Origin of the sequence: Palleronia sediminis (assembly GCF_004358695.1) — a bacterium.
In the GTDB taxonomy this organism is placed as follows: domain Bacteria; phylum Pseudomonadota; class Alphaproteobacteria; order Rhodobacterales; family Rhodobacteraceae; genus Palleronia; species Palleronia sediminis.
This window is the reverse complement of the sequence record NZ_SNAA01000007.1, coordinates 24,672-48,450: the sequence shown is the minus strand read 5'-3', so window position 1 is coordinate 48,450 and position 23,779 is coordinate 24,672. Positions and strand designations below refer to the sequence as shown.

At 68.9% G+C, this 23,779-nt stretch carries 24 protein-coding genes; 13 read left to right on the top strand and 11 right to left on the bottom strand.

Annotated features, from left to right (window positions below):
• Positions 1 to 76 precede the first annotated feature (76 nt).
• The 3 genes from E2L08_RS07860 to glmM are packed head-to-tail and all read left to right on the top strand — an operon-like array spanning position 77 to position 3,356.
• A complete protein-coding gene (locus E2L08_RS07860) occupies positions 77 to 994 on the top strand; it encodes a dihydroneopterin aldolase (protein WP_133396520.1) in 918 nt (305 codons plus the stop codon).
• Complete coding sequence (gene folP, locus E2L08_RS07855) at positions 991 to 2,001, top strand: dihydropteroate synthase (protein WP_133396519.1); 1,011 nt, start codon at positions 991 to 993, stop codon at positions 1,999 to 2,001. The genes E2L08_RS07860 and folP overlap by 4 nt, the downstream gene beginning before the upstream one ends.
• Positions 1,998 to 3,356 carry a phosphoglucosamine mutase gene (glmM, locus tag E2L08_RS07850; RefSeq protein ID WP_133396518.1) on the top strand — a complete coding sequence of 453 codons (1,359 nt, stop codon included), beginning with the start codon at positions 1,998 to 2,000 and terminating at the stop codon, positions 3,354 to 3,356. The genes folP and glmM overlap by 4 nt, the downstream gene beginning before the upstream one ends.
• On the opposite strand, the gene E2L08_RS07845 is transcribed toward glmM, so the two are convergent.
• Positions 3,325 to 4,272 (bottom strand): DMT family transporter, encoded by a 948-nt coding sequence (locus E2L08_RS07845; RefSeq protein ID WP_133396517.1) that lies wholly within the window; start codon positions 4,270 to 4,272, stop codon positions 3,325 to 3,327. The genes glmM and E2L08_RS07845 overlap by 32 nt on opposite strands.
• 73 nt (positions 4,273 to 4,345) lie before the next feature.
• A complete protein-coding gene (ilvC, locus tag E2L08_RS07840; protein WP_133396516.1) occupies positions 4,346 to 5,368 on the bottom strand; it encodes a ketol-acid reductoisomerase in 1,023 nt (340 codons plus the stop codon).
• A gap of 133 nt (positions 5,369 to 5,501) precedes the next feature.
• Between ilvC and E2L08_RS07835 the strand changes: the two genes are divergently transcribed.
• Positions 5,502 to 5,957 carry an Lrp/AsnC family transcriptional regulator gene (locus E2L08_RS07835; RefSeq protein ID WP_133396515.1) on the top strand — a complete coding sequence of 152 codons (456 nt, stop codon included), beginning with the start codon at positions 5,502 to 5,504 and terminating at the stop codon, positions 5,955 to 5,957.
• Complete coding sequence (locus tag E2L08_RS07830; RefSeq protein ID WP_133396514.1) at positions 5,954 to 6,409, top strand: Lrp/AsnC family transcriptional regulator; 456 nt, start codon at positions 5,954 to 5,956, stop codon at positions 6,407 to 6,409. The genes E2L08_RS07835 and E2L08_RS07830 overlap by 4 nt, the downstream gene beginning before the upstream one ends.
• An 11-nt stretch (positions 6,410 to 6,420) precedes the next feature.
• On the opposite strand, the gene E2L08_RS07825 is transcribed toward E2L08_RS07830, so the two are convergent.
• Positions 6,421 to 7,620, bottom strand: coding sequence for an FAD-dependent monooxygenase (locus E2L08_RS07825; RefSeq protein ID WP_133396513.1), 1,200 nt, complete (start codon positions 7,618 to 7,620; stop codon positions 6,421 to 6,423).
• A complete protein-coding gene (locus tag E2L08_RS07820; protein ID WP_133396612.1) occupies positions 7,617 to 8,309 on the bottom strand; it encodes a pyrimidine 5'-nucleotidase in 693 nt (230 codons plus the stop codon). The genes E2L08_RS07825 and E2L08_RS07820 overlap by 4 nt, the downstream gene beginning before the upstream one ends.
• Positions 8,310 to 8,408: 99 nt before the next feature.
• On the opposite strand from E2L08_RS07820, the gene E2L08_RS07815 reads away from it, so the two are divergent.
• Positions 8,409 to 9,056, top strand: a complete 648-nt coding sequence (locus E2L08_RS07815; RefSeq protein WP_133396512.1) for a GntR family transcriptional regulator — start codon at positions 8,409 to 8,411, stop codon at positions 9,054 to 9,056.
• On the opposite strand, the gene E2L08_RS07810 is transcribed toward E2L08_RS07815, so the two are convergent.
• Together E2L08_RS07810 and carA are read right to left on the bottom strand one after the other, a co-directional pair.
• Entirely contained in the window at positions 9,008 to 10,756 is a 1,749-nt protein-coding gene (locus tag E2L08_RS07810) for a glycosyltransferase (RefSeq protein ID WP_168771084.1), read from the bottom strand. The genes E2L08_RS07815 and E2L08_RS07810 overlap by 49 nt on opposite strands.
• Positions 10,757 to 10,831: 75 nt before the next feature.
• Entirely contained in the window at positions 10,832 to 11,983 is a 1,152-nt protein-coding gene (carA, locus tag E2L08_RS07805; RefSeq protein ID WP_133396510.1) for a glutamine-hydrolyzing carbamoyl-phosphate synthase small subunit, read from the bottom strand.
• A 126-nt stretch (positions 11,984 to 12,109) separates the two neighbouring features.
• Between carA and E2L08_RS07800 the strand changes: the two genes are divergently transcribed.
• A complete protein-coding gene (locus E2L08_RS07800; protein ID WP_133396509.1) occupies positions 12,110 to 12,586 on the top strand; it encodes a GatB/YqeY domain-containing protein in 477 nt (158 codons plus the stop codon).
• Here the strand turns inward: E2L08_RS07800 and E2L08_RS07795 are convergent.
• Positions 12,583 to 13,119 (bottom strand): DUF2244 domain-containing protein, encoded by a 537-nt coding sequence (locus E2L08_RS07795; RefSeq protein WP_133396611.1) that lies wholly within the window; start codon positions 13,117 to 13,119, stop codon positions 12,583 to 12,585. The two genes, E2L08_RS07800 and E2L08_RS07795, sit on opposite strands and share 4 nt — an antisense overlap.
• A 5-nt stretch (positions 13,120 to 13,124) precedes the next feature.
• Entirely contained in the window at positions 13,125 to 14,801 is a 1,677-nt protein-coding gene (ctaD, locus tag E2L08_RS07790) for a cytochrome c oxidase subunit I (protein ID WP_133396508.1), read from the bottom strand.
• A gap of 229 nt (positions 14,802 to 15,030) precedes the next feature.
• Here ctaD and E2L08_RS07785 point away from each other — a divergent pair, with 229 nt between their 5' ends.
• From E2L08_RS07785 to dacB, 3 genes are all read left to right on the top strand, one after another.
• Entirely contained in the window at positions 15,031 to 15,588 is a 558-nt protein-coding gene (locus E2L08_RS07785; protein ID WP_240758162.1) for an HdeD family acid-resistance protein, read from the top strand.
• Between the two features lie 86 nt (positions 15,589 to 15,674).
• Positions 15,675 to 16,283 (top strand): nicotinate-nucleotide adenylyltransferase, encoded by a 609-nt coding sequence (locus E2L08_RS07780; protein ID WP_133396507.1) that lies wholly within the window; start codon positions 15,675 to 15,677, stop codon positions 16,281 to 16,283.
• Positions 16,284 to 16,352: 69 nt separating this feature from the next.
• Positions 16,353 to 17,837, top strand: coding sequence for a D-alanyl-D-alanine carboxypeptidase/D-alanyl-D-alanine endopeptidase (dacB, locus tag E2L08_RS07775; RefSeq protein ID WP_240758161.1), 1,485 nt, complete (start codon positions 16,353 to 16,355; stop codon positions 17,835 to 17,837).
• Positions 17,838 to 17,844: 7 nt separating this feature from the next.
• Here the strand turns inward: dacB and E2L08_RS07770 are convergent, their stop codons facing one another.
• Both E2L08_RS07770 and E2L08_RS07765 read right to left on the bottom strand, forming a co-directional pair.
• Entirely contained in the window at positions 17,845 to 18,030 is a 186-nt protein-coding gene (locus E2L08_RS07770) for a PLDc N-terminal domain-containing protein (protein WP_133396506.1), read from the bottom strand.
• A gap of 52 nt (positions 18,031 to 18,082) precedes the next feature.
• Positions 18,083 to 18,505: a tellurite resistance TerB family protein gene (locus tag E2L08_RS07765; protein ID WP_133396505.1), complete on the bottom strand. Its 423-nt coding sequence runs from the start codon at positions 18,503 to 18,505 to the stop codon at positions 18,083 to 18,085.
• Positions 18,506 to 18,597: 92 nt separating this feature from the next.
• On the opposite strand from E2L08_RS07765, the gene E2L08_RS07760 reads away from it, so the two are divergent.
• The 3 genes from E2L08_RS07760 to E2L08_RS07750 all read left to right on the top strand — a co-directional run bounded on the left by E2L08_RS07760 (position 18,598) and on the right by E2L08_RS07750 (position 23,038).
• Entirely contained in the window at positions 18,598 to 20,187 is a 1,590-nt protein-coding gene (locus E2L08_RS07760; protein WP_133396504.1) for a lysine--tRNA ligase, read from the top strand.
• 69 nt (positions 20,188 to 20,256) lie between these two features.
• Positions 20,257 to 20,658 (top strand): DUF4864 domain-containing protein, encoded by a 402-nt coding sequence (locus E2L08_RS07755; RefSeq protein ID WP_133396503.1) that lies wholly within the window; start codon positions 20,257 to 20,259, stop codon positions 20,656 to 20,658.
• Between the two features lie 88 nt (positions 20,659 to 20,746).
• Positions 20,747 to 23,038 (top strand): glycosyl hydrolase family 28-related protein, encoded by a 2,292-nt coding sequence (locus E2L08_RS07750; RefSeq protein WP_133396502.1) that lies wholly within the window; start codon positions 20,747 to 20,749, stop codon positions 23,036 to 23,038.
• Between the two features lie 35 nt (positions 23,039 to 23,073).
• Here the strand turns inward: E2L08_RS07750 and E2L08_RS07745 are convergent, their stop codons facing one another.
• Positions 23,074 to 23,733, bottom strand: a complete 660-nt coding sequence (locus tag E2L08_RS07745; protein ID WP_133396501.1) for a hypothetical protein — start codon at positions 23,731 to 23,733, stop codon at positions 23,074 to 23,076.
• Between the last annotated feature and the right edge of the window lie 46 nt (positions 23,734 to 23,779).

Below are 23,779 nucleotides of genomic sequence, written 5' to 3'. Positions count from 1 at the left end.
ATCGCGCGCCCGGCCCTTTCGCCGGGCCGCGGGATCGGCTAAGCCGCTCGCGCACCGGCAGGGGAGAGCCGCGTTGATGCGCGACGAGACGACATTGGCTTTCGAACATCCCGAAGAACGCGCCCGCGCCCTGGCCCCCGATGTGCCGCATGACCGCATCTCGCTGCGCGATCACATCGTCGAGGTCGAGATCGGCGCCTTTCAGCCCGAACGCGGCCGCAGCCAGCGGGTCTGTTTCGACGTCGTGGTCGAGGTGCGGCCCCATGACCCCGATCTCGGCGACGATGTCGACCGCATCCTGTCCTACGACACGATCACCGAGGCCATCGCCGCCGCTCTTGCCGAAGAACGGCTGAACCTGCTCGAAACCCTTGCCGATAGGGTCGCGGCGCGCATCCTGGCCGAGCCGCTGGCACTGCGCTGCTTTGTGCGTGTCGAAAAGCTCGACCTCGGGCCGGGGGCGTTGGGCGTCGAGATCGTGCGCGTGGCCCCCGCGCGCGAGGGACGCGCGGCGCCGGCGGCGCCCGACGACACGCCGCACCCGCTGATCGTGCTGATCGGCGACGCCGAGATCGCCTCGCCCCATCTGCCCGCCTGGCTCGACCGGATCGAGGCCGAGGCGCCCGCCATCCTGTGCACCAGCGCCCCCGAGGGCGGGACGGTGCAGGTCGGAATGACCGGTCCGCAGCGCCGCATCGACCTCCTGGCCATCGAGCAGAATTGCTGGCGGCTGGCCGCGCGCGATCCGCGCTGCGTCGTGACCGGCACCCGCACCGAGATGGACTGGGCGATGCGCAAGAATCGCCTGACCGTCTGGGCGCCGTCCAAGCTGGTGCTCGACGCGGTCGAGCCGCCCTCGGTCCAGCCCCGCGACACCGGCGGGCTGATCGCGTGGTTCGCCCGCGCGATGCAGGCCCGCGGCGTGCTGGTCGCGGGCGATGTCGAGGTGCCGACCGATCTGCCCGTCACCCGCCTGACGGATCCGGCCGCGTGACCTACGCACGTCCGCTGGTGCAATCGGGCGGGCTGCGGCCCGAGGGCGCGCTGAGCCTCGCCGGGGGGGCGTGCTGGTTCACCCATGCCGCCATCCTGTCGCGCGGGGCGCCGCCCCGCATCGTCGCGGCCGGGACGCTGGACGCCGCGACGCGCGACGCGCTTTGCGCGCCCCGTGCCCCCCTTGCCGGGCTGGCGATGGACCGGCCCCGCGTCATGGGCATCGTCAACGTCACGCCCGACAGTTTCTCGGATGGCGGCCTGTTCGAGGCGCCCGAGGCCGCTGCCGCCCATGCCCGCGCCCTGATCGCCGCCGGGTCCGATATCCTCGATCTCGGCGGTGAAAGCACCCGGCCGGGCGCCGCCCCCGTCGCCCCCGAGGCCGAAGCCGCCCGCGTCGTGCCGGCGCTGAGCGCCATCCGCGCGACCTCGGCCGGGCCGATCTCGGTCGATACGCGCCGCGCGAACGTGGCGCGCGCCGCGGCGGCGGCCGGGGTCGACATGCTCAACGACGTCTCGGCGCTGCGCCACGATCCCGAGATGGCCGCGATGGCCGCGGCGCTGGGCCTGCCCATTTGTCTCATGCATTCGGGCGGAGAGCCCGCGACCATGCAGGACGCGCCGGCTTACGGCGATGTCGTGCTCGACGTCTACGACCACCTCGCCGAACGGGTCGCCGCCGCCGAGGCCGCCGGCATCCCGCGCGCGCGCATCGCCGTCGATCCGGGCATCGGTTTCGGCAAGACGCTGGCGCACAACCTCGCGCTGCTGCAACACCTGTCGCTGTTTCACGCGCTGGGCTGCGCCGTGCTTTTGGGAACCTCGCGCAAGCGGTTCATCGGCACGCTGGGCGGGACCGACACGCCCGCGGCCCGGATGCCCGGCTCGGTCGCCACGGCGCTTTACGGGGCCGCGCAGGGCGTGCAATTCTTGCGCGTTCACGACGTGGCCGAAACGGTCCAGGCCCTGACCCTCTGGCGGGCCAGCATAACCGGAGACGCGGAATGACCCGTAAACTGTTCGGAACGGATGGCGTGCGCGGCACCGCCAATGTCCACCCGATGACCGCCGAGATGGCGATGCGCCTCGGTGCGGCGGCGGGCCGCTATTTCCGCCGCGAAGGCAGCGGCGTGCACCGCGTCGTGATCGGCAAGGACACGCGGCTGTCGGGCTACATGTTCGAGACGGCCCTGACCGCGGGCTTTACCTCGGCGGGGATGAACGTGCTGCTGCTCGGCCCCGTGCCGACGCCCGCGGTGGGGATGCTCACGCCCTCGATGCGGGCCGATGCGGGGGTGATGATCTCGGCCAGCCACAACCCGCACGAGGATAACGGCATCAAGTTCTTCGGCCCTGACGGGTTCAAGCTGTCGGACGAGGCCGAGACCACCATCGAGCGCCTCGTCGAAGAGGGCGTGACCCCCGCCCGCCCCGGCAATATCGGCCGTGCCAAGCGGATCGACGACGGGCGGTTCCGCTATGCCGAACGGGTCAAGGCGACCCTGCCCGCGGGCCAGCAGCTCGACGGGATGCGCGTGGTGATCGACTGCGCCAACGGCGCCGCGCACCGCGTCGCGCCCGAAATCCTGTGGGAACTCGGCGCCGAGGTCATCCCGCTGGGGGTCGAGCCCGACGGCACCAATATCAACGAGGGCTGCGGCTCGACCTCGACCGAGGCCGCGTCGCGGCTGGTGCGCGAACGCCGCGCCGATCTGGGGATCTGCCTCGACGGCGATGCCGACCGGGTGATGATCATCGACGAAAAGGGGCAGGTCGCGGATGGCGACCAGATCATGGCGCTCTTTGCCAGCGACTGGGCCGCGGCGGGCCGGCTGGCCGGTCAGACGCTGGTGGCCACGGTGATGAGCAACCTCGGCCTCGAGCGGTTCCTGTCGGGCCGCGGCATCGCGCTGCACCGCACCGCGGTCGGCGACCGCTACGTGGTCGAGGCGATGCGCAAGGGGGGCTTCAATCTCGGCGGCGAGCAATCGGGCCATATCGTGATGACCGATCACGCCACGACCGGCGACGGGCTGGTGGCGGGGCTGCAATTCCTCTCGGCGATGATAGCCTCGGGGCGGCGCGCCTCGGATCTCGCCGAGCAATTCGCCCGCGTGCCGCAAAAGCTCGTCAGCGTGCGCTATCCGCGCGGCAGCGACCCGCTGGCCGACAAGGGCGTGACCTCCGAGATCGCCGCCGCCGAAAAGCGGCTGGGCGCCTCGGGCCGCGTGCTCATCCGCGCCTCGGGCACCGAGCCGGTGATCCGCGTCATGGCCGAGACCGAGGACGAGGCGCTGCTCGTCGACGTGGTCGACGGGATCGCCGACCGCATCAGCGCGGCGTCGATGGCGGCTTCGGGGTAAGGCGGGGCCGCGCCGCGCGGCCCCCGAACAGCGCGCGCAACGCGCGGGCCTGGCCGAGGGCGAGCCCCGACAGGATCAGCACCAGCGCGGCAAAGAACGTCACCGGCAGATCCTCGCCCAGAAGCGCCGCGCCGAACAGCACCGACCAGAGCGGCACCTGGTAGTTCGTCAGCGTCATGAAGACCGATCCCGCGGTCTGGATCACCCGCGTGCGGATCAGCGCGGCCAGCGCCGTGGGCACCAGCCCCAGAAACAGGATCGCCGCGTCGGGCAGGGCACCGGTGGGGCGGGGCAGCCCCTCGACGATCAGGGCGGCCGGCACCAGCACGACCGCGCCCATCGCCAGCGTCATGAAGCTCAGCGTGATGGCGTCGATCCGCGGTGCCTTCCGCGTCAGGATCGACGCGATCGCATAGGAAAACGCGGCGCCGATGCAGGCGATCTGGCCCAAAGCCTGCAACGGGCCGGTGGCAAAGCCCGCGATGCCCGGCCCCAGCAACACCAGCGCCCCGGCAAAACCGAGGCCCACACCCGACGCGCCGCGCCATGACATCGGCTCGTCGGAAAAGAGATGGGCCAGCGGCATGACCATAAGCGGCAGCGTGGCCATGGACAGCCCGCCAAAGGCCGAGGGCACGTATTGCAACCCCCAGCTCAGCAGGAAAAAGGGCAGCGCGGTGTTCAGAACGCCGATGGGCGCGGCATAGGCCCAGGCCCGCGCCCCGCGCGGCAGGCGCCGTCCGAAGGCCAGCATGAGCGGCACCAGAGCCACGGCCCCCAGCGCGGTGCGCGCCGCGGCGACGGTCAGCGGGCCATGGCCCCTCAGCGCCAGCGACACGAACATGAAGGTACCGCCCCAGATCACGCCAAGGGCGATGACCGAGGCCCAGTTGCCCGGCGTCGGACGGTCTGTCATGCGCGGCCCCCCTGCAACGAAAGGGCCCCGGACCGGAATCCGGGGCCGCATGATCCGGCTCGCCGACCGGGCCTCAGTTCTTTTCGCGGTCGACCATGCGGCCGGCGCTGATCCAGGGCATCATCTCGCGCAGCTTGGCGCCGACCTGCTCGATCTGGTGCTCGTCGTTGAGGCGGCGCGTGGCCTTGAAGGACGGCTGGCCGACGGCGTTTTCCTGCATGAAGTCGCGCACGAACTTGCCGGTCTGGATGTCGCGCAGCACCGCCTTCATGCGGGCCTTGGTCTCGTCATAGGGCAGGATGCGCGGGCCGCTGACATATTCGCCGTATTCGGCGGTGTTGCTGATCGAGTAGTTCATGTTGGCGATGCCGCCCTCGTAGATCAGGTCGACGATCAGCTTCACCTCGTGGAGGCACTCAAAATAGGCCATCTCGGGCTCGTAGCCGGCCTCGACCAGCGTCTCGAACCCCATGCGGATCAGCTCCACCAGACCGCCGCAGAGGACGGCCTGCTCGCCGAAGAGGTCGGTCTCGCATTCCTGGCGGAAATCGGTCTCGATGATGCCCGAACGCCCGCCGCCGATGGCCGAGCAATAGGACAGCGCAAGCTCCATCGCGCGGCCCGAGGCATCCTGGTGCACCGCGACGAGGCAGGGCACGCCGCCGCCCTTCTGGTACTCGCCGCGCACCGTGTGGCCCGGCCCCTTGGGCGCCATCATGATGACGTCGACGCCCTTTTTCGGCTCGATCAGGCCGAAATGCACGTTGAGCCCGTGGGCAAAGGCGATGGCCGCGCCCTCGCGCAGATGGTCGTGGATGTGGTCGCGATAGACCTGGGCCTGAAGCTCGTCGGGCATGGTGAACATGATGAGGTCGCACCACGCGGCGGCCTCTTCGATGCCCATGACCTGAAGGCCCTCGGCCTCGGCCTTTTTGGCCGAGGGCGAGCCCTCGCGCAGCGCAACGGCCACGTTCTTGGCGCCCGAATCGCGCAGGTTCAGCGCATGGGCGTGGCCCTGGCTGCCATAGCCGAGGATCGCCACCTTCTTGTCCTTGATCAGATTGATGTCGCAATCGCGATCGTAATAGACGCGCATGGATCGTGCTCCTTCTGTCCCGTTCGCGGAGCAGGATAGACGCGGCACGACAAAGGAAAAGCCATGGCGATTGTCGTTTCCGCCCGTTCGGTGATAGATCCTATGCGTCAAAACTCGGTTTCCACAAATACTCATGCTCGACGATTCCGACAGGCGGTTGCTGCGCCAGTTACAGAACGACCCCGCCGCGAGCCTTCAGGCGCTGGCGGCGCGTTCGGGCGTGTCGGTGCAGTTCGCGACGCGGCGGCTCGACCGGCTGCGGGCGCAGGGCGTGCTGCGCGGGCAGCGCGCGCGGATCGACTGGCGCGCGTTGGGCTATGACGTTGCGGTGAGCCTGCGGTTCACCATCGACAAGACCGATCCCCGCGCCTTCGAGGATTTCCTGGCCGCCGCCCGCGCCGTGCCCGAGGTGGTCGAGATCCAGACCTTTCTCGGGCGGGTCGACCTGCGGCTGTCGGTGGTGGCGCGCGATCTCGCCCATTACCACGAGGTTTACCGCCACCGCATCCTCGCGCTGCCCCATATCGCCGAGATCGAGGCGTTGATGCAGGTCGCGACGCTCAAGACCGACGAAAGGCTGCCGCTGTGACGGGGCTCGACGCGACCGACCGGGCGATCCTGCGCGCTCTGGTTGAGGATGCGACGCTGGGCTCGGCCGCTCTGGGCGCGCGGCTCGGCCTGTCGCAATCGGCGGCGTGGCGCCGCGTCCGCCGGCTCGAAGAGGCGGGGGTGTTGGCGGGGCGGCGGCTCGATCTCGACCTCGCCGCGCTGGGGTTCGGGGTGACGGTGTTCCTGGGCGTCAAGCTCGCGCAGCGCGGCCGCACGACGCTGGCCGAGACCGAACGTGCGCTGACCGCCATCCCCGAGGTGCAGACCGTCGAGCATGTGCTGGGGCTCTACGATTACCGGCTGCGGATCGTGGCGCGCGACCTGTCGGATTTCGAGCGGGTGCTGCGCCGCCGTATCCTGACCCTGCCGGGCGTCGGCAATGTCGAGGCGAATGTCCTGCTCAGCGAAGAGCGGCTGCCCGGTCCGATCTGACCCGCCTGCCCCTAGCCGACATGCCCGCCGAGCCCCGCCCGCATCAGCGCGCGGCGCAGCGGCACGATGTCGTTCGCGGCCTTCAGCCCGACGCTGCGCACCGCCTGCACGGGGCGCGAATGGCTCCGGCAGACGCGGTTGAACAGGTCGATGGCCCGCGACCGCGCGGCGATATCGCCCTGTCGCGCGCGCGCATAGGCCGCCAGCGCCTCGGGGCTGCCCGGATCGCGCCCCGATATGGCATCCGACAGCGCGGCGATATCGGCGATCGAGGTGTTGAGCCCCTGCGCCCCGATGGGCGGCATGACATGGGCCGCCTCGGCAACCAGCGCCGTGCGCCGCGCGGTCAGGCGATGGGCGACCTGCGTGACCACCGGCCAGGACCGGATCTGCGTGGCCAGCCGCATCGGCCCCAGCACATGCATGACGCGTTCGGCCAGCTCGGCCTCGAAGGCGTCGGCGGGCAGGGCGGCGAGATGCTCGGCGCGGGGGCCGTCATTCATCCACACCACGGCCGAGGCGTGCTGCCCCTCGTGATCGGGCAGGGGCACGGTGACGCAGGCCCCCCCGGCGCTGTAGCTTTCGGTCGAGACCTTTTCATGCGGCAGCAGGTGCGTGACCGAGAAGGCCAGCGCCTTCTGGCCATAGCGGGCAATGCGCGCGTCGATGCCGCAGGCCGTGCGCACCGGCGAGGCGCGGCCATCCGCGCCGACCACCAGCCGCGCGCGCACTCGCGTTCCGCAGGTCAGCCGCACCAGCACCGCGTCGTCGCGCGCCAGCCGCGAGGCGAACCCCGTGCCGAACCTCAAATCGACGCCGGGCGCATCGGCCAGTACGCGCGCCAGCTCGGCACGGGCGCGCCAGTTGGCCATGTTCCAGCCGAAACTCTCGAGCCCCAGGTCGCCGGGCAGGAACATGCGCGCGGCGGTCTGGCGGGGCGGCCAGCCGGTCGAATCCATCACCCGCAGCGCGTCGAGCGGCATGGCATGGGGTTCGAGCGCGTCCCAGATGGCGGCCCGTTCCATCACCGCGCGCGACCCCACGAGGTAAGCGGTGGAGCGCAGGTCCGAGCCTTGGGCATCGGCATCCTCGGGCGGACGGCTGGGGTCGCAGATCAGCACCCGCCAGCCATCGCGCGCCAGCAGCGCTGCGAGGATCAGCCCGGCGATGCCCGCGCCGGAGATCAGGATATCGGTGTCGACGTCACTCATGCCCTTTGAGGTAGGCCGACCGGCGCCCGCGGGCCAGCACGATTCACCGCCTGCGACAGAAAATCCCCGAGGTTCTCGGTCGCGTGATGGATATGGGGCACGGGCGGGGCGTGGGCCCTGGCGGGCGCGACCAGAACGGTGCGCATCCCCATCTCGTGCGGCACGCGCAGGTTGTCGGGGCTGTCCTCGAACATGGCGGCGGCGGCGGGGTCGATCCGATCCTCTTCCACGATGGCCTCGAAGGCGGCGCGATTCGGCTTTGGCGTGAACCGCGCGTGTTCGACCCCATAGACGGCATCGAAAAGCCCCGCTATGCCGCAGCGTTCGAGCACCCTTCGGGCATAGGGCTCGCTGCCGTTCGTGAACACGATGCGGCGGCCGGGCAGGGCGGCGAGCGCGGCGGCCAGCACCGGATCGGGCATCAGCGTGTCGAGCGTGACATCGTGCACCGCGTGCTGAAAGGCATGCGGGTCGGTCCCATGCTCGGCCATCAGCCCGGCCAGCGTGGTGCCGTAGCGGCGCCAATACGCGTGGCGCAGCCGGTCGGCATGGTCGCGATCGACGTCGAGCTCGACCGCGATCCAGTCGACCATCCGCGCCTCGATCAGCGCGAACAACGCCGCCGAGGGCGGGTAAAGCGTGTGATCGAGGTCGAAGACCCAGGTGCTGACATCGGCGAAATCGCGCATGCCGTCGGTGTAGGCGCGCCGGGGCGTGCCGACAACCTTTCGCATCGCCGCGCGGCGGGGCATTGTCGGCCCCGACCCGACAGAACGGAGAGCCGGCGAGTGGAGACGAAGATTGCGCAGCGCGACGCCTACGGGCTGATCCTCGAGGCCATCGACGAGGGGCTCTACCGCCCCGGCGACCGGCTGGTCGAGAACGAACTGGCCGAGCGGTTCGGCGTGTCGCGCACCCCCATCCGCGAGGCGCTTCAGCGGCTCGAGACGCAATCGCTGCTGGTGCGCGACGGGCGCAGCCTGATCGTGGCCTCGCTCGACCATAACCAGATGGCCGAGCTTTACGTCGTGCGCACCGAGCTCGAGGGGCTGGCCGCGCGGCTCGCCGCCAAGCACGCCACCCCCGAAGAGGTGCATGTCCTGGCCGGCATGGTCGAGGAGGATCGCGCCCGGCTCGACGATCCGGCCGCTCTGGCGCGGTCCAACCGGCGGTTTCACAAGCAGATCCACTTGGCCTCGCATAACCGATATCTCGTGCAGCAGCTCGACATGGTGCATCGGTCGATGGCGCTGCTGGCGACGACCTCTCTTGCCATCGAGGGGCGGGGACGCGACGCGCTGGCCGAGCATGGCGCGATCGTGGCCGCGATCGAGCGGGGCGACGGCGATGCGGCCCACGCGGCATTGGCGCGCCATATCTCGCGCGCCTACGAAGCCCGGCTGCGCAGCGATTCGCTGCGCGATCCGGCGGTCTGACCGGGGGACGGGACCGGGTCGGGCGCCGGGGCCGTATCCGGCGCGGCGGCCGTGTCGGGCCGGGTCACGCCATGGGCGGTCTTGTCCCAGTAGAAGGGCGCGCGAAAGAGCTCGGCCGAGGCCTTGAGCAGCGACAGGCTTGCCAGCGGGTAGTATAGCTGCCGCAGCGGAATCCACGGGATCAGCCCCGGACGCCCCAACCGGCAGAGCGCCAGCGCGCTCGCCCCCCCGTTCAGCACGGCGACGCCGGCCAGGCCCCAGGCCACGGTCAGCATGGCGGGGCGCGACAGCGTGTCGGCCAGCGGATGCGGCAGGCCCAGGGGCACTGCCCAGAACGACCACAGCACCGGCGCGACGAGGCAGCCGCCGAGCGAGCCGAGAAACAGGATCTGCATCCCGACGAACCCCCGTATCCCGATCTCGGCCCTGAGGCGGGCGGGCGCGCGCATATGGCAGGCCCAGGTGGCGGCATAGCCCTTTTGCCATCGCGACCGTTGCCGCATCCAGGTCCCGGGCGAGGCGGTCGCCTCCTCCCAGGTGGTGCTGTCGAGCAGCCCGGTCCGGTAGCCCGCGCGCGCGAGCCTCATGCCGAGATCGGCATCCTCGGTCACGTTATGGGCGTCCCAGCCCCCCACCGCCTCGAGCGCGTCGCGGCGAAAGAATACCGACGTGCCTCCGAGCGGGACGGGCCAGCCCAGACGCGACAGCGCGGGCAGGATCAGGGTGAACCACACGGCATATTCGATGGCGAAACAGCGGGTGATCCAGTTGGCGCGGGCGTTGTAGAAATTGAGCCGGCCCTGCAGGCAGGCGGTTCGCGGGCTCGCGCGGGCAAAGGCGTCGGCCACCCGCAAGAGCTGGTCGGGCTCGGGCGCGTCCTCGGCGTCGTAGATGCCGACGATGGTGCCCCGGCACCGGTCGAGCGCGAGGTTCAGCGCGCGCGGCTTGGTGCGGACCCGCCCCGGCAGCGCCGCGACGACCCGCATCCATGGCGGCAGCGCGACCGTGGCGAGCGCCCGCGCCGTGGCCGCGTCGTCCCTTTCGACGGCCAGCACGATATCGAGCCGGTCGCGGGGATAGTCGAGCCGGTCGAGCCGCGCGATCAGCGCCGCGAGAACCGGGGCCTCGCCCAGCAGCGGGACGATCACCGATATGCGGGGCAACAGCGTCGGGCGTTCCGGTCCGGTCCGCGAGGCGGGCGCCCGCGGCGCGAGGGCCGCCACGACAAGCGCGGCAAGGGTGAGCGCGGCATTGATCGCCGTCACCGCCAGCGCGAGCCAAAGCGCCAGCATCGGCATGGCGAGGGCCGCGACCAGCACGCCCAACAGGGCCGCGTGGCGCCAGCGGCGGGGGCGCAGGCTGCGCAGGCTCATCCCCGCGGGGCAACGGGTCTCGGCCGCGGCGGTCAGGGCGCGCGCGCGATGCCGGTCGAGCGCGGCATGGATCGCCCCCGCGCCGACCGGCACCGCGACGACCGGCCCCAGCACCGATTCGAGCGTCGGGCGCAACCGGCGAAACCGGCGCCGGTCGGACATGGCGACGGGGGTGACGGCACCCGCCAGACCCAGCGGCAACAGTGTCTCGCGCGCGCACAGGGACGCGCCGAGGGCGTCGATCTGGCGCGGATCGGGGCAGATCGGCGTTTGGGGCACCGCGCGGTCGCCGAGCCTTGGCCCGATCGTGGCCGTTCCAGTCTGCATCGCCCCCTCCCGCCCGGCGCCGGGCGCGACCCTGGCGCCCGGACCCATCCTGCCGCACGGCGGGTTAAGGGGGGCTTAAGCGCCGCGCGCCTCCATCGAACTGGCAAAGCGGTCGAACATGTAAAAGCTGTCCTGCGGGCCGGGGCTGGCCTCGGGGTGGTGCTGCACCGACCAGACCGGCCGCCCGGTCATGCGGATGCCGCAATTCGAGCCGTCGAACAGCGAGACATGCGTCTCTTCGACGCCGTCGGGCAGGGTCTCGGCATCGACGGTAAAGCCGTGGTTCATCGACGTGATCTCGACCTTGCCGGTGGCGAGTTCCTTGACCGGGTGGTTTGCGCCGTGATGGCCGTGGTTCATCTTGACCGTGCGCGCCCCCAGCGCCAGTCCCAGGAGCTGATGGCCGAGGCAGATGCCGAAGACGGGGATATCGCTCCGCTCGAGGATCTCGCGGATCATCGGCACGGCATATTCCGCGGTCGCCGCCGGATCGCCGGGGCCGTTCGACAGGAACAGGCCGTCGGGCGCGTGCGCGAGGATCTCGTCCGCCGTCGCCGTGGCGGGCAGGACCGTGACATCGCAGCCCGCGCTGGACAGGCAGCGCAGGATGTTGCGCTTGGCGCCGTAATCGATGGCCACGACGCGGTGGCCCGGACCGTCGCGGCGGGCGTGGCCCGTGGGCCACGACCAACGCATCTCGTCCCAGGTATAGCTGCCGCGGGTCGAGACCTCGCGGGCGAGGTCGCGCCCCTTGAGCCCGGCGAAACCGCGTGCCGCGGCGACCAGCGCCTCGATGTCGAACTGCCCGTCGGGGTCGTGGGCCAGCGCCACGTTGGGCGCGCCGTGCTGGCGGATCGCGCGGGTCAGGCGGCGCGTGTCCAGCCCGCCGATGCCGATGCGCTCGTGCCGCGCGAGCCAGTCGCCCAGCGCCTCGGCGCTGCGCCAGTTCGAGGGCGCGGTCGGATCCCACTTGACCACCATGCCGTCGGCAAAGGGGGCCGCGGTCTCGTCGTCGTCGGGGGTGGTGCCGGTATTGCCGATATGGGGAAAGGTAAAGGTGACGATCTGGCCGGCATAGGACGGATCGGTCATGATCTCCTGGTAGCCGGTCATGGCGGTGTTGAACACCAGCTCGGCCGTGACCTGGCCTGTGGCGCCGAAGCCCATGCCGTGGAACACTGTGCCATCGGCAAGGGCGAGGCAGGCGGTGGGCTTGGGGCGCGGCATGGCCTCTCCTGTCGGCGGGCAAATCGTCCGCTAGGTATTGGTGCGCGGCCGGGCGGTCAAGCGCGGCGCTTGCCGTGCGGCCCGCCGCGGTCTAGGCCGCGCGACATCTTGAACGGAGAGACGGCCATGCAGCTTCGCGACCGGATCAACGCGGCCATGAAGGCGGCGATGCGCGACAAGGAACAGAAACGCCTGTCGACCCTGCGGCTCATCACCGCCGCGATCAAGGATCGCGACATCGCCCAGCGCGGCACCGAAGAGGGCGGGGCGGGCGGCGTGTCGGATGACGAGGTGCTCCAGATCCTCGGGCGCATGGTCAAGCAACGCCAGGAAAGCGCGCGCATGTACGAAGAGGGCGGGCGGCTTGAGCTGGCCGAGGACGAGCGGCGCGAGATCGAGGTGATCGGGGAGTTCCTGCCGCGACAGCTCGACGAGGCCGAGGTCGAGGCCGCCATCGACGACGCCGTGACGCGCCTCCGGGCGAGTTCGATCCGCGACATGGGCCGCGTCATGGGCGAGCTGAAAAGCCGCTATACCGGGCAGATGGATTTCAGCACCGCGGGGCCCAGGGTCAAGGCGCGGCTGAGCCGTCAGGGCGGCTAACGCGGGACCTGGCGCAGGAGCCGGTCGAGATCGTCATAGAGCGCCGCGCGTTCCTCGGGGCTGAGGAACGCGCCGAGCTCGACCTCGCGATTACCGCCCGAAAGCGTGATGTAGTTGCGGATGCGCGCCCGTTCGGGATGCAGCGCGATGCGCACCCAATGGGGGTTCGCCTCCCAGGTCTGGTCGGGGTGGCGCGGATTGTGGCGCACGATCGAGAGCCGGTCCGACCAGAGCGACACCTCTTCGATGAGTTCGCCGTCGCGATAGCTGCGCATCAGCCCCAGCCAGATCGCCGCCCCGGCCGCAACGAGAAAGGGCAGGATGCCCCAGAAGACCGGCGTGCCCAGAAGCGGCAGGGTCGGTACCGCCAGGAGCACCGCGGTCGTGCCGATAAACATGGCAAAGCCGGTCTTGGGCAGCGACCGGTGCGGCCAGAGCCGCAGGGCCGCATAGGGCGGTGCGCCCCGCGCGTGCGAAAAGGCCCCGGACGTTGCCGGGGCCTTTTGCGGTTCCTGTATCCAGCGGACCGGCATCGGGCCTAATGTGCCGTCGGTGTCCTGTCCCATTCCTCGCGCTTGGGAAGCTGCTCGAACGTGTGTTCGGGCGGGGGCGAGGGCAGGGTCCATTCCAGCGTGTCGGCCCAGGGCGTCCAGGGGTTCGCCGGCGCGGTGCGCGGCGCCTTTATCATGACCCAGAAGATCGCCACGATGAAGAACAGGAACGAGGCGAAGCTGAGGAAGGCGCCCCAGGACGAGACCTCGTGCCAGAGGGCGAACCCTTCGGGGTAGTCGATGTAGCGGCGCGGCATGCCCTGACGGCCCAGGAAGTGCTGGGGGAAGAAGGTCAGGTTCGAGCCGATGAACATCGCCCAGAAATGGGTCTTGCCGATCCATTCGGGGATCATCTTGCCGGTCATCTTGGGGAAGTAGAAATAGATCCCGGCAAAGATGGCAAAGACGGCCCCAAGGCTCATCACGTAGTGGAAGTGCGCCACGACGTAATAGGTGTCGTGATAGGCGCGGTCGATGGCCGCCTGGCTCAGCACGATGCCGGTGACGCCGCCCAGCGTGAACAGGATCAGGAACCCGAAGGCCCAGAGCATCGGCGTCTTGAACTCGACCGAGCCGCCCCACATCGTCGCGATCCACGAGAAGATCTTGATGCCCGTGGGCACCGCGATCACCATCGTGGCCAGCATGAAATAGCTCTGCTGGGTCAGCGACATGCCGACGGTGTACATGTGGTGCGCCCAGACGACGAAGCCCAGCACGCCGATGGCGATCAGCGCCCAGACCATCGGCAGGTAGCCGAAGATCGGCTTGCGCGAGAAGGTCGAGATGATGTGGCTGATGATGCCGAAGCCCGGCAGGATCACGATGTACACCTCGGGATGCCCGAAGAACCACAGGATGTGCTGGTAGAGCACCGGGTCTCCGCCGCCCGCCGGGTCGAAGAAGGTCGTCCCGAAATTGCGGTCGGTCAGCAGCATGGTGATCGCGCCGGCCAGCACCGGAAGGGCCAGCAGGATGAGCCACGCGGTCACGAAGATCGACCACGAGAAGAGCGGCACCTTGAACAGCGTCATGCCCGGCGTGCGCATGTTGAGGAAGGTGGTGATGATGTTGATCGCGCCGAGGATCGACGAGGCGCCCGAGACGTGGACCGCGAAGATCGCGATATCGGTCGAGAACCCGCCCTCGGTGGTGGAAAGCGGCGGGTAGAGCACCCAGCCCAACCCCGAACCGAGCTGCCCGTTGCCGCCCGGCACGAAGACCGAGACGATGGCGAGGGTCGAGCCGGCGGCGAAAAGCCAGTAGCTGAGGTTGTTCAGCCGCGGGAACGCCATGTCGGGCGCGCCGATCTGGAGCGGCATGAAATAGTTGCCGAACCCTCCGAAGAGGGCCGGAATCACGACGAAGAACATCATCAGGATGCCATGGGCCGTGATCATCACGTTCCACAGATGCCCGTTCGGCGTGCAGTTATCCGTCGAGGTCGGCAGCAGCCGCGCGCCCTCGAGGCACATGTACTGCACGCCCGGCTCCATGAGTTCCATCCGCATGTAGACCGTGAAGGCCACCGAGACGAAACCGACGAAACCGGCGGTGAAAAGGTAAAGGATCCCGATGTCCTTGTGGTTGGTGGACATGAACCAGCGGGTGAAGAACCCGCGTTCGTCGTGTCCGCCAGGGCCGTGAACGGCTGCGTCAGCCATGTCGTGCCTCCTGAATGGCGTCTTTCCTGCGAAGGGTGCGGCCGGGCACACCTCTCCTCCATGCGATACCGGCTTTTACGAGGCGCAGGCTCCGTCCGCAATGCAGCCATGCATCGCCCTGGCGGAAAAATCGTCGCAACGAGGGGACGCGCGGGGCGGGGGCGGAGGCGATCCGGAACTTCGCCCCGACCCGCGGCTTGGGCCGGTGAACGGACTTAAGGAGTCGTCCATGACCCATGTGCCTGGCGAAACGCCCCCGGAACTCGAGATGATGAACTGGAAATGGATGCTCGCCATGGGCATCGTGCTGGCCATCGGCGGGGTCGCGGCGCTGCTGTTTCCCTTTGTCGCGTCGCTGGCCGCGACCGGTTTCGCCGCGGCGGCGTTCTTTGTCGCGGGTGTCCTGCAGCTCTGGCTGGCCTTCACCGCCGGGGACGGCTCGCGCGGGGGGCGTCTGGTGGCGGGGCTGCTGGGGCTGCTGATGGTGGTGTTCGCCGTATCGCTGTTCGCGCAACCGTTGTCCGGCATGGTGTCGCTGACCATCCTCGCCGGTGCCATGTTCCTGACGCTGGGCGTGGTGCGGATCGTCATGGCGTGGCGGATGCGGCACCGCCCCCGCTGGGGCTGGCTGGTCGCGTCGGGGGCGCTGGCGGTGTTGCTGGGGCTCATGATCCTGCTGGCGCTGCCGGTCTCGGCGCTGACGGTGCTGGGCATCCTGCTGGGGGTGGACCTGCTGACCTCGGGGATCGCGGCCATCGCCATCGCGTTGCAGGCCCGCAACGCCTGAGCGGGCTTGCACCCGGCGGGGCGGGTGCCGACACTCGGCCCCATGAAGTCGAAACCGCCACGCCCGCCCGAACCCGCGGCCCCGCAATGAGGGGGGCAGGCTGGCCCTTGGCGCGGCCCGGACAGGCCATCGGCCTGCTGGGCGGGTCGTTCGATCCCGCCCATGCCGGCCACGTCGCGGTGACGCGCGCGGCGCTGGCGCGGCTGGGGCTGGACCGGGTCTGGTGGCTCGTCTCGCCGGGAAACCCGCTCAAGCGCGACCCGCCCGCCGATCTCGAAAGGCGGCTGACTTGCGCGCGGGCGGTGATGATGCATCCCCGCGTCGAGATCACCGCGCTCGAGACGCGGCTGGGCACGCGGCGCACCGCCGAGACCGTTCCGGCGCTGATTCGCCGCTATCCGGGGGTCCGGTTCGTCTGGCTGATGGGGGCCGATAACCTTGTCGAGTTTCACAAATGGGACGATTGGCGCAGGATCGTTTCGCTGGTGCCCATTGCCGTGCTGGCGCGTCCGGGCCAGGGCCTTGCCGCGCAGCGGGCTGTCGCGGCGCGGGTCATGGCCCGCGCGCGGTTGCCGCAGCACGCGGCGCGGCTTCTGGCACGCTCCGATCCGCCGGCCTGGGTGTTTCTCGACATGCCGCTGCGCGACGAAAGCTCGACCCGGCTCAGGGCGTCGGGGCTTTGGGGTAAACGCTGAGTTGATCCGGGCGTCATCCCGAGGGGTGTTGCCCGTCGGACGCATTGCGCGATATTCGGGCCGGATGACATGGGGAGCGAGTTCGAGATGCGGATGAACCGGCGCCAGCTTCTTGCCTCGCTCTGTGCGAGCGCGGCCATCGGCCCTGCCTTTGCCGAGGCGCCGGAACGGTCGCTGCGCCCGGTCGCGCGCGGCACGGACCTGCGCAAGATGTCGGTGCGCCCGGCCGACGAATTGCTGGCCCGCGCGTCGCTCGGCGGATCGGTCGGCTATATCGTCCGGGACGCGGCGACGGGCGAGGTGCTCGAGGTGCTGAACCCCGACATGCCCTTGCCGCCCGCGAGCACCGCCAAGGCGCTGACGGCGCTCTACGCGCTGGGCCGTCTCGGGCCCGAGCACCGGTTCACCACGCGGCTGGTCGCGGCCGGTGCGGTGACGGACGGCACGTTGCAGGGCGATCTGGTGCTGGCGGGCGGGGGCGACCCGATGCTCGACACCGACGCGCTGACCGCGATGGCGCGCGAGCTTGCCGCGACGGGGATCACGCGCGTCACCGGCGGGCTCAAGGTCTGGACCGGGGCGTTGCCGCTGGTGCCCGAGGTCGACCGCGAACAGCCCGATCATGTCGGCTACAACCCCACGATCAGCGGGCTGAACCTCAATTTCAACCGGGTGCATTTCGGCTGGCAGAGACAGGGCGCCGGCTATGACGTGACGATGGATGCCCGGTCGGGAAGCGTGACGCCCGGCGTGCAGGTGGCGCGGATGCGCGTCGTCGACCGATCCATGCCGATCTATACCTACGAGCGCGGCCCCGAGCGCGACGAGTGGACCGTCGCGCGCGCCGCGCTGGGCAATGCGGGCGCGCGCTGGCTGCCGGTGCGGTTTCCGGGGCTCTATGCGGGCGAGGTTTTCGAGATGCTGGCCCGCGCGGAGGGGATCGCCTTCGGCGCGCCGATGGGGCGGGCCGAGACGGATGCGGGCACGGTGCTGGTCACGCACCGCTCGGACCGGCTGGAGCCGATCCTCGAGGATATGCTGCGTTATTCCAACAACATGACGGCCGAAACGGTCGGGCTTCATGCCTCGGGCGCGACGGGCAACCCGGTCACGTCGCTGGCGCAATCGGCCGAGCGGATGAACGGTTGGCTGCGCGAGACCTACGGGCTGGAGGATGTCGCGCTCGAGGATCACTCGGGGCTCGGGGATGACAGCCGCGTGTCGGCCCGCGCCCTGACCCATGCCGTATTCGCCAGCCAGAAAGAGGGCGAGCTGCGCCCGATCCTCAAGCCCTTCGACATGCGCGACGAGGTCGAGTTCACGGTGGAGGCCAAGACCGGCACGCTGAACTTCGTCTCGGCGTTGACCGGGTTCCTGGGCGGCCCGAACGGCCGGCCGCTGGTCTTTACCATCCTGTGCGCCAATATCGAGCGCCGCGACGCGCTGTCGATGGACGAACGCGAACGCCCCGAGGGCGGCCGCGCGTGGAACGCGGCCGCCAAAGGGTTGCAGCGCGGGCTGCTCAAGCGGTGGGGGACGCTTTACGACGCCTGAGTGATGCTCAGACCGTCCGCCCGGCGCTGCGCGGCCCGAAGATCAGCCAGGCGATGAAGCCCAGAACCGGCAGCAGCAGGATCGCGAGCGCCCAAAGGATCTTGGTCCCCGTCGAGGCCGCGCTGGTGATGACGTTGTACAGGGCATAGACATCCGCGATCAGGACGATCAGCCCGAAAAATCCATATTCCATCGTTCAGTCCTTTCCATAATCAGGGACAGAACGTCGCAGCGGGCGGTTTTGTTCAGAGCGTCATGTGCCGCGCCCGCGCGCCGCGTTCGATGGCCGCCGCGCTGAGCCGCGAGATCGAAAGCTCGTGGCGCATCTCTTCGAGAAGGCGGGTTTCGGTGTCGCGGATCGTGCCATCCGCGGCCGCCACGTCGCAGGCCAGCGCATAGGCGGTTTCGGACAGGTGGTCGGGCAGGTGTTCGCGCACGAGGCCGAACAGCGCGTCGAGCCCGTCCTCTTCGGCGAAGAGTTCGAACACGATCTCGGCGGTGGAGCGGATGCGATCCTGGTCGTAGCCCGCGAAGACGGGATAGTGGTTCACGATCCGCTCGATGGTGACGAGTTCCGAGGTGCGCAGCGATTCGTCCGAGGCCGAGATCGCGATCATCACGGCCACGAGGCAATCCTGCGGTGTCATGGCGTGGCTGTAATCCGGCATGGTCGCGCCTTTCCTGTTTCGGTCACGTTAATTGACGGCACCGCATGGCGGCAATACGCAGACGCGCGCAACCGCCCAAACCGGAGAGCGACATGGACGAGCTTCGTACCGCCGCGATGACATCGAAAGCCTGGCCCTTCGAGGAGGCGCGGAAGCTGCTCGACCGCATCGAGAATCGCCCGCCCGAAAAGGGCTACGTGCTGTTCGAGACGGGCTATGGCCCCAGCGGCCTGCCGCATCTGGGCACGTTCAGCGAGGTGGCGCGCACGACCATGGTGCGCCGCGCGTTCGAGGTGCTGAGCGATATCCCCACGCGGCTGCTGTGTTTTTCGGATGACATGGACGGGCTGCGCAAGGTTCCCGGCAACGTGCCCAACCGCGAGGCGATGGCCGAAGACCTGAACCTGCCGCTGAGCCGCGTGCGCGATCCTTTCGGCACGCATGAGAGTTTCGGCGCGCATAACAACGCGCGTCTCAGGGCGTTTCTGGACGGGTTCGGGTTCGACTACGAGTTCGCGTCCTCGACGGAGTATTACGCGCAGGGGCGGTTCGATGCGGCGCTCTTGCGCGCGCTCGAGGCGTTCGACGACATCCTCGCGATCATGTTGCCGACGCTGGGCGAGGATCGCCGCGCGACCTATTCGCCCTTTCTGCCGGTCAGCCCCAAGACAGGCCATGTGTTGCAGGTGCCCACGCTGGAGCGGAACCTGTCCAAAGGCACCATCGTCTACGAAGAGCCGGACGGGGAGCGGGTCGAGATCCCGGTGACGGGCGGCAACGTCAAGATGCAGTGGAAGCCCGACTGGGCGATGCGCTGGTATGCGCTGGGCGTCGATTACGAGATGTCGGGCAAGGACCTGATCGATTCGGTCACGCAGGCGTCGCGGATCTGCCGCGCGCTGGGTCGGCCGGCGCCGCAGACGCTGACCTACGAGCTGTTCAACGACGAGCACGGGCAGAAGATCTCGAAATCCAAGGGCAACGGCCTGTCGATGGAGGAGTGGCTGACCTATGCCTCGCCGGAATCGCTGAGCTTTTTCCTGTACCAAAAGCCCAAGACCGCCAAGCGGCTGTATTTCGACGTGATTCCCAAGGCGGTGGACGAGTATCACCAGCAGCTTGGCGCCTATCCGGGGCAGGATGCGGCGGCGCGGCTGGCGAACCCGGTGTTTCATATCCATGGCGGGGCCGAGGTTCCGGCCTCGGACATGGTGGTGAGTTTCGCGATGCTGCTCAACCTCGCCAGCGTCTCGGGGGCCGAGGATTCGACGACGCTGTGGGGGTTCATCCGGCGCTATGCCCCGGAGGCCACGCCCGAGACGCATCCGCAGCTTGATTCGGCGGCCGGATATGCCGTGCGCTACTTTAACGATTTCGTGAAACCGGCCAAGACTTACCGCCTGCCCAACGAGGCCGAGCGCGCCGCCATCGCCGATCTGCGCGACCGGCTCGCGGCATGGGATGGGGGTGCTGATGCCGAGGCGTTGCAGTCGCTGGTCTTTGCCGTGGGCAAGGATCACGGGTTCGAGCCGCTGCGCGACTGGTTCCGGGCGCTCTACGAGGTGCTGCTGGGGCAGAGCCAGGGACCGCGGTTCGGCGGGTTCGTCGCGATCTACGGGGTCGGCGAGACCGTTGCGCTGATCGATGCGGCGCTGGCCGGAGAGCTTGCTGCGGGGGGCTGACGCCTGCGGTGAAACCGCGCACGTGTTTTCGCGCCGATCCGTGTCAGGATGTGCCGCAGGGAGGATGCCATGCGACATATTCTGAGTGCTATCCTGGCCGTGGCCATGTCGGCCCCCGCGGCCTTGGCCGCCGAGCCCGCGATCGAGGGGGTGATCGCCGAGCAGATCGAGGCCTTTCGCGCCGATGATTTCGACGCGGCCTTTACCCATGCCTCGCCCCTGATCCGCGGGATGTTCGGCACGCCGGACAGGTTCGGGACGATGGTGCGGCGCGGCTATCCGATGGTCTATCGCCCGTCCTCGGTCGAGTTCCTGGGCCTCGAGGACATGGGAACGCACAAGCTGCAGCGAGTCATGGTGCAGGACGGGGGCGGCACGTTCCACGTGCTGGAATACGAGATGATCCGCAGCGACGGCGCGTGGAAGATCAACGGCGTGCGGCTGGTCGAATCACCCGGCATCGGGGTCTGAGCGCGGCCGGATAGCGCCGTCTTAACCCGTTTGGGGCAGAGTTCCTCCACCGGCCGGATCGGGGCCGGCGACGCGATCGGGGGACGCCATGAACAAGGTTATCACGGACGGGCTGGTGCTGATGCCGAGCCGTTTCGCACGCGGGCTCGACCGCTGGTCGAGCGGGGACGGCACCGCCGGATCGCCCGATCTCGAGTTCGACGACCGCGCGGTTTTCGTGCCGTCGGACCAGGATTTCGGCGGTTGCCTCGAACTGGTGAAGACCGAGGGCGTGCAACGCCTGCGCTACAGGACGCGAACGCCGATCATACCGGGCTGTTATTTGCGTGTGACCGCGCGGGTGAAGGCGATATCGGGCAACCTGCCAGAGGTGCGCATCGCCGGCTGGGCGGGACGCGGCAACGACGTGCATGTCGATGGCGTGACCGAGGCGGCCGAAAGCCGGATGATCGAGGAATACGGCGATATCGTCGAGGTCTCGGCCATCGTGGGCGCGGGACGGCGGGGCGGCGTCGATCTGAGCTGGGGGCCAGCCGCGGAATATGGATATCTGGGGCTTGACCTGACCGGCCCGACGGGCGGTGTCGTGCGGATCGACGACCTGACGATCGAGGATGTGACCTCGGTCTTTATCGCGGACATGCTGCCCATCGTGGATGTGCGCGATTTCGGCGCGGTGGGCGACGGCGTGACGGACGAGACGGCCGCGTTCAATGCCGCTGATGCCGCCGCCGACGGGCGCGAGATCATCGTCCCCAAGGGGACCTACAGGCTGGGGGGCGATGTCTATATCGACACGCATATCCGGTTCGAGGGGCGGGTCGTGCAGGCCCGCGATGCGCGGTTCGTCCTGCGCAAGAATTTCGACCTGCCGAGCTATATCGACGCCTTCGGCGACGAGGTCATCGCCTTCGAAAAGGCGTTCCAGGCGCTGTTGTCCAATTCGGATCACGAGAGCCTCGACCTGGGCGGGCGGCGGATCGACCTGGATGGGCCGATCGACATGGCGCGCGCCGCCGGAACGGACGTGTTCGAGATCCGCCGGGTGATCCGCAACGGCCAGTTCAACGTCAAGCCCGGTGCCGGATGGACCGTGGAAAGCGTCGTGTCGCAGGCCACCTATCGGCCGGGCCAGTTCCGCGAGCGTCTGACCGGCGTGGCCAACGTGGCCAACATCGCGGTCGGTGCGCAGGTCGTCGGCGCCGGTGTCGGGCGCGAGGTCTATGTCCGCGCGAAAAGCGTGGCGGGCCGCTGGGTCGAGCTGTCGCAGCCGCTTTACGGCCCGCGCGAGACGCAGAGCTATACCTTTCGCCGCTATAAGTACGCGCTGGATTTTTCCGGGTTCACCAAGCTCAGCAAGTTCACGATCACCGATGTCGAGTTCCAGCTCGACGGGCGGGCCAGCGGCATCCTCATGGCGCCCGAGGGCGAGACCTTTCACCTGCGCGACAGTTTCGTGACCAAGCCGTCGCATCGCGGGATCACCTCGCACGGGCGGGGCTGCCAGGATCTGCAGGTGGATCGCTGCCACTTCATCTCGGACGAGCAGCAGGTGCCCGCAACACAGCGCCAGTCGGTCGCGCTGAACGTGAACGCCAACGACGCCAAGATCCGCGACAGCCGGTTCCAACGGTTCGGCACGACCATGGTTCTGAACGGGCAGGGGCACCTGATCCTCGGGAATCACTGGTTCCAGGGCGACGAGGTGCAGGGCGGCGCGCGGATCGGGGGGCTGATCTTTACCCAGCCCAATATCCGCTCTTTCGTGACCGGCAACTATATCGACAATTGCTCGATCGAGTGGACGAACGAGCATGACTGCTATCCCGGTTTCGACAACGAGTTCTCGTTCGGCGGGCTGACAGTCACGGGCAACAGTTTCGTCTCGATCAATGCCGCGCGGTATTTTTCGTGGATCGTGGTCAAACCCTATGGCGCGGGCCATTTCATCCACGGGTTCAGCGTCATCGGAAACGCGTTCCGGGCGATCAACTCGATCGTGGGGCGGATCGAAAAGGTTGATACCAGTCGCGCCAGCCTCAACAACTCCCGGATGCGCATGGTCGAGTTCAGCGGCAACACCTTCAACGGGATCGAGCGGCAGACGATCAACCCCGCCGCGCTCGAGTTCAACCACCCCAGCGCCGAGCGGACCTGGACGCTGGACCCGAGCGCCTATCTGCCCTTTGACGGGTGGGCGAAAACGGTGACATCGGTCGTGCCGGTCGGGCGCCTGTTCGACGGCGGCGGGAACGCGGCCCATCACATGCCACATATCGGCGTGATGCAGGGGGGCGGCAACGACCGGGTGCAGCTTTACTGGCCCGAAAAGGTCCGCGGCAAGGTGAACATGACGGTGCGCGCCGATACGCCCTACTAGGGGCAGGACGGGCCGGCCGCGCGCCGGCCGGCCCGTCAGAACGCCAGCCAACTGCCGAGCTCGAGCCGGAGGGGCGCATCGCCCGAGGTCTGCCCGGCCACGCCGATCCGCACCTGCGAGGGACCGATGAAGGGGCGAACATAGGACGGGGCCAGTTCGAACGACTCATCGGTGCCGTCGCTGTACAAGCGCCCCTGCACGATCACATGCGTGTGCTCACGCGGGGTGATGCCCACGGTGAGATCGAGATTGGTACGGGCAAAGCCGCCGTCGATACGGGAATTGCGCCGTATCTCGGCCTCGATCCAGCCGGGGCCCCAAGGGGTGGTCAGGCCCCGCCCCAGATGGCCCCCGACCCCGAAGGCGGAGACCGCCATGTCGATATCGGTCTCGGTCTGGCCCAGATCGAGCTGGAGCGCCAACTGCCAGGCGGCATCGGGGCGCGAAAGATGGCGACGCAGGAACACGAATGCCTCGCCCGCGCGGTCGAAATGATCGAGCTTGGTGCCGAAAGTCAGGCGCGGGGTCAGCCCGAACTCGGCATAGGCCGCCATTGGCCCGATACGGGACCGATCGTCATCGGCAAAGGTGAACCCTTGCGAGACCGAGATGAAGCCGGACCCCTCGCCGCGGGGCCAGGCGCCGGCATGAAGGACCGCCGGCAGGAGAATGAGCGCGAGAACGAATCTGAACATGCCCTCACCATGGCGGAGGGCAGGTTAAGACCGGGTGAACGGCCAT